This window comes from Protofrankia symbiont of Coriaria myrtifolia, from assembly GCF_900634755.1.
Taxonomy (GTDB): Bacteria; Actinomycetota; Actinomycetes; order Frankiales; family Frankiaceae; genus Protofrankia; species Protofrankia coriariae.
The window spans coordinates 1-5,173 of the sequence record NZ_CAAAFS010000245.1 but is presented as its reverse complement, the minus strand read 5'-3'; the positions used below and the strand labels follow the sequence as shown (position 1 = coordinate 5,173).

Sequence of the window (5,173 nt, the reverse complement as noted above, 5' to 3'; positions counted from 1 at the left end):
CCGGACCGGGCCGGGATCTGCTGTACCGGCTGGTGGACGAGGTGCGCGCCGAGCTCGAGCACGCCGGCGACTGGGAGCTGATCCACAACCTCGCCCGCCGCGCGGTCGGCCGGGGCAGCGCCGCGGCCCGGCAGCGGCGGGCCTTCGCCCGGCGCGGGCGGCTCACCGACGTCGCCGACCTCATCCTCGCCGAGACCCGCCAGGCGGCGGACGCGGTGGCCGCCTGAAGCGGCCGGCCCGCGTCAGACCGTGACGCCGAGCGGGACGGAGATCCCGAGGCCGCCGCGGGTGTCCGCGCCGTAGCGCGCCTTCTCCCTGGCGATGTCCAGCGGTCGGGTACCGACGCGGTTCGCGGCGACCGCGGCGTCGTCGAGCAGGTGCGCGGGGACCACCCAGACGACCTCGAACTCCAGGCCGTCCGGGTCGTGGGCGTACAGGCTCTTGGTGGTGCCGTGGTCGGACGAGCCGACCAGCGCCCCCGCCGCGACGAGCCGGCGGGCCGCGTTCTCCAGGTCGGTGAGGGTGGCGACCTCCCAGGCGATGTGGTACATGCCCACGGTCGACCGTCCGGCCGGCGAGCTACCGGCGTCCGCGCCGAGCTCGAACAGGCCGATGTCGTGGTCGTTGGTGGAGTCCGGTGCCTGCAGGAAGGCGGCCCTGCCGGGGATCGCCATCGTCACCCGGAAGTCCAGGACGTCGGTGTAGAAGGCGGTGGTACGCGCGACGTCACGGACGTAGAGGACAACGTGGTTGAGGCGGTGGATGCCCATGATCTCCTCCTCGGACCGTTCGACACCTGGGCGCTGCCGGGGTACCACCGGGTACCGCGGGCGTTGTCCGCCGTCGAACGCCGCTGCGTCACGTCGGGTGACGCCCCGTCGAGCCACCGAGCGGCGTTCTGTTGAGCGTTCAACTATCTTGACGGTACCCCGTCCGTCCCCGTTGCATCCGGGTTGTCGGAGACGAGTCGGTGATCGCGATCAGTAATTACAGGTTGTGGTCACAGACCGACGCCGGTGGCCGCGTCCAGTGCGTAGACGTTGTGATCCAGGCTGCCGATGTAGAGCAGACCGTCCGCCACCACCGGCGAGGAGTCGTCCACCGGCGCCCGGGTGGCGAACCTCCACTGCTGCTCACCGGTGACGATGTCCACCGCGTACACGTAGCGGTCCCGGCTGCCCACGTAGACCAGCTCGCCGGACACCGTGGGTGAGGAACGGATGCCGTTGTCGGTGTGGAACCGCCAGCGGGCCCGGCCGGTGTCCGCGTCCAGCGCGTACAGGTTGCCGTCGTCGCTGCCTACGTACAGCACCTTGTCCACCAGGGTGGGTGTCGAGACCACGCCGTTGTCCGCGGTGAACTGCCAAGTGGGTGTCCCGTCCGTGGTCTTCAGGGCGTAGACGCTGTGGTCGTCGGCGCCGATCCACAGCATGCCGCCGGAGACGGTGGGGGAGGAGTCGACGGTGCTGCCTGTGGTGCGCTGCCAGCGTTTCCGGCCGGTAACCGCGTCCAGCGCGTAGATGTTGCGGTCGCGGCAGCCGACGTACACTCCGCCGCCGATCACTGTGGGTGACGAGTTGAACCAGTCGCCGGCGGTGAAGTGCCAGCGCTCGCGGCCCGTGAGCGCGTTGACGGCGTACAGGTTGTGATCGCGGCAGCCGATGTAGATCACCCCGTCCACCACCGTCGGGGAGGAGTGCATCGCCGCCCCGGTAGGGAACCGCCAGCGCGCCTTCCCGGTCGCGGCGTCCACCGCGTGCAGGTAGGTGTCGTTGCAGCCGACGTAGACCGTGCCACCGGCGACCGCCGGGGAGGACGTGATCGCCTCGCCGGCGGCATACCGCCAGCGTTCACGGCCGGTGACCGCGTCGATGGCGTACAGGTAGTGATCGTTGCTGCCGATGTAGACCACGCCCGCCTCGACCGCGGGGGAGGAGTACACCTCCCCGCCGGTGGTGAAGACCCACGGCCGCGGGCCGTCGCCGTCGTCGCTGGAACCGAGCAGGCGCACCGCCCCCCACGTGCCCGCCCCGGCCGCCGCGGCCACGGCGATGGCGCCGCCCGCCCGCAGCAGGCTCCGCCGGTGCGGCCGCGCGGGCGCGGGTGCGGGCCGGTCGCCGGTCTGCTCCCAGTCCGCGCGCTCGGTACGGCCCGTGTACTCGCGGTCGGTACGGCCCGCGTGTTCCTGGCCGGTGCCTGCGCCGGTGCCGGCCCGGCCGGTGCGGTCGTCCGGTGGGAGCGGCTCCCACGGCAACGGCGGTGTCGGCGAGAGCGGGGTGGAACGTCGCCCCGGCGGGTCGAAGACCGGCTCCCGGGGGGTGGGTGGCGGTCCGGGCCGCACCGGTGGCGCAGGCAGCCCTGGTGGCGTCCTGGTCAGGGTCGTGCTGTCCCGGTCGTCCGCGTCCACCGGCGCGTCCGCCGGTGGACGGCGGCCCCGGGCCTGGTCCGCCTCGCTCTGCCCGGCCCGGGCCTGCCCCGCTCCGGTCTGTACCACGGGCGGCTTTTCGCCGGCAGTCGATGGCTTTCCGCCGAGAACAGGTGGCTGCCCGCCGGGATCGGCCGGCTGTCCGCCAGAGCTGACCGACCGCCCGCCGGAGCCGGCCGGGCCGGAGGATCTGTCCCGGGAGTCCGGGCGGTGCCCCCGTTCGTAGGCGTCCACCAGATCGTAGACGGTGGGTGGCAGCCAGTGCCGCGCGCCGAAACCGGTCGGCGCCTGCTGCCAGCGACTGTCGATCTCCTCCAGCAGACGGTTCGGTGTGGGCCGGCGCGCCGGGTCGCGCTGCATGCAGCGGCGGAGCAGATCGGTGAGCTCCGCCGGGATGCCGGAGAGGTCCGGTGGCCGGGAGAGCAGCTGGGCCAGCACGTTGACCGGTGTGTCGCCGGAATAGGCGGTGCGGCCGGTCGCCGCGTACAGCAGGGTGGCACCGAGGGAGTACACGTCGGTGGCCGGGGTCACCGACGCGGTGTCCAGGGCCTGCTCCGGGGACATGTAGTGCGGCGTCCCGATCACGGCCTGGGTGAGCTGCGCGCTGCCGACCGACGACCGGACCAGCCCGAAGTCGATCACTTTCGGGTTCTCCCGGGTCACCAGCACGTTCGACGGCTTGAGATCCCGGTGGATCAGGCCCACCCGGTGGATGGACTCCAGCGCCTCGGCGATCCCGGCCGCCAGCCACAGCACCGCCTCGACCGGCAGCGGCCCGGCCCGGCGGGCCAGCCAGGACAGCGACGGCGCCGGGACGTAGGCGATGGCCAGCCACGGCATCTCGGCGGCGGCGTCGGCGTCCACCAGGGACGCCGTGTACACACCGCTGACCTGCCGGGCGGCTGCGGCCTCCCGGGCGAAACGCTCCCGGAAGCCGGGCTCCTCCACCATGTCGGCGCGCACCGTCTTGACCGCGACCAGCAGCCCCGAACGGGACTGGCCCAGGTACACCCGGCCCATCCCGCCGCCGCCGAGCACACCGAGCAGGCGGTAGGGGCCGATCGTCCGCGGGTCCTGCGGCGTCAGGGCGTCACGCATGCTCTCGAAGGAGCTGTTCGTGCCCGTCACGTCCGCCTCCACCGGTTTGTCACAGCCGTCATCGTGCCTGCGCGCCCCGCGCTCCGGGACACCGTGCCGCTGGACGCCGTGGCCCGGGCGATCGTCCAGGTGATCGTTCCAAGTGGGGTTGTCGTCCGCATGATTCTCCTCCGACCGTGATGTTTCCTCCGACCGCGACATCTCCTCCGGACGCGGCGGTCGGCCCTTCCCTGGAGGCGGTCGTCGTCCACGGAGACGTGGTCATCGTCCTGCCTGGTCAACGGCCCGCGCGCACCGGGGCCGTGCCCCCGGCGACGCTGGCGGGCGCGGTCGGGGCCGGCAGCGCCGCCCGGCTGATCGTCGTCTCCAGCCACGGGGCGAGCTGGCGCATGCCGGCGGTGGTCAGATGGACGGCGTCGACGTAGAACGGGCCACCGGAGGCGGTGCGGTCCCAGCAGTGCTCCCCCTGGCACAGCGCCGCGTCGACGTCGAGCGGCAGGATCTGCGGATACCGGCCAGCGGCCTCGGCGACCAGCGCGTTGTAGCAGCGGCTGGACACCAGGTCGGTGTCCCCGGTGGCACGGCGGCTGTTGGCCAGCAGCACCGGCCGGCCGGGAGCCTCCTGCTCCCACAGGCGCGCGGCCGCGGCCAGCCGCTCCCGGTAGACCTGCCGGTAGCCGACGTCACAGGGGGAGACGACCGTGGTGCCCACCAGCCGCGCCGCCGCGTCCCCGCTCAGGTCGACCAGCAGGACGTCGGGTCGGCTGGCGGCGATCTGGGAGCGCCAGTAGCGGTCCCAGTGCGCGCAGTTGCGCGCCGGCCCCGCCGCTGCCCGCGCCGATACCGGCAGTTGGGCGTCGGCGCTGACGTGGGCCCGTGGTGTCACCGGCGGCGGTGCCGGGAACAGCCCGCAGCCGGGCAGCGAGCGGTCCACCACCGGGTAGCGGCCGGAGCCGCGCCGGCCGACCGCGGTGGCCAGATCGCCGGCGAACGATCCGCCCAGCACCAGCACCACCGGTTGCCTCCCCGTCCGCGACCGCTGCTCGACCAGGTCGGGCAGCCATGCCCCACCGACCGCGACGGCGGTGTAGGCCACCACCAGCACCGGGGCGGTCCACCGCAGCGACCACCGGCGCGGCCGCAGCCGGCCGACCACCGCGTCCTGCAGCAGCAGCCCGAGGAGCGCGGCCAGCCCACCGCCGACCACCAGCAGGGCATGCGGCCGTACCTGCGGGAACGCGGTCGCCAGCACCCAGAACACCGGCAGGTGCAGGAGCAGGAGCGGGTAGCCCAGCCCGCCCAGCTCCACCGGCACGCCTCGGCCGAGCAGCCACTGCAACGGGTTGTGACGGGCCGGCGGCGGCGGGCGGTCCACGCTGGCCAGCAGCAGCGCGCCGGCGCCAGCGGCGACGGCCGGCCCCCCTCCCCGCAGCCAGTCGGCGGGGCGCGTGGTGGCGATGATCCCGTCGGTGACCAGCACGGCCAGCGCGACCGTCCCGGCCGACGCCGCCCACCAGGACCGCCGTGCCTGGGTGCGGCCGTCGGCGGGCTCGCCGGAAGCGGCCGGCACCGCCATCGCCACCGGCTGGACGCGCGCGTACTGATCGTGCTGGGCCTGCGCGCCGCGGGCCCGCTCCGCGCGGCGGAGCC

The 5,173-nt window shown here is 74.0% G+C and carries 3 protein-coding genes and 1 pseudogene; 1 reads left to right on the top strand and 3 read right to left on the bottom strand.

Annotated features, from left to right (window positions below; all coding sequences use genetic code 11):
* Window positions 1-227 (top strand): annotated as a pseudogene (locus CM1CMNOD_RS13715) (carboxylate--amine ligase); the annotation flags it as partial.
* A gap of 15 nt (window positions 228-242) precedes the next feature.
* Here CM1CMNOD_RS13715 and CM1CMNOD_RS13710 read toward each other — a convergent pair.
* From CM1CMNOD_RS13710 to CM1CMNOD_RS21835, 3 genes are all read right to left on the bottom strand, one after another.
* Window positions 243-770, bottom strand: coding sequence for a VOC family protein (locus tag CM1CMNOD_RS13710; RefSeq protein WP_013874199.1), 528 nt, complete (start codon window positions 768-770; stop codon window positions 243-245).
* Window positions 771-1,000: 230 nt separating this feature from the next.
* Window positions 1,001-3,553 (bottom strand): PQQ-binding-like beta-propeller repeat protein, encoded by a 2,553-nt coding sequence (locus CM1CMNOD_RS13705; protein ID WP_013874198.1) that lies wholly within the window; start codon window positions 3,551-3,553, stop codon window positions 1,001-1,003.
* Between the two features lie 247 nt (window positions 3,554-3,800).
* A partial coding sequence (locus CM1CMNOD_RS21835) for an SGNH hydrolase domain-containing protein (RefSeq protein ID WP_207387498.1) occupies window positions 3,801-5,173 on the bottom strand: 1,373 nt, incomplete at its 5' end.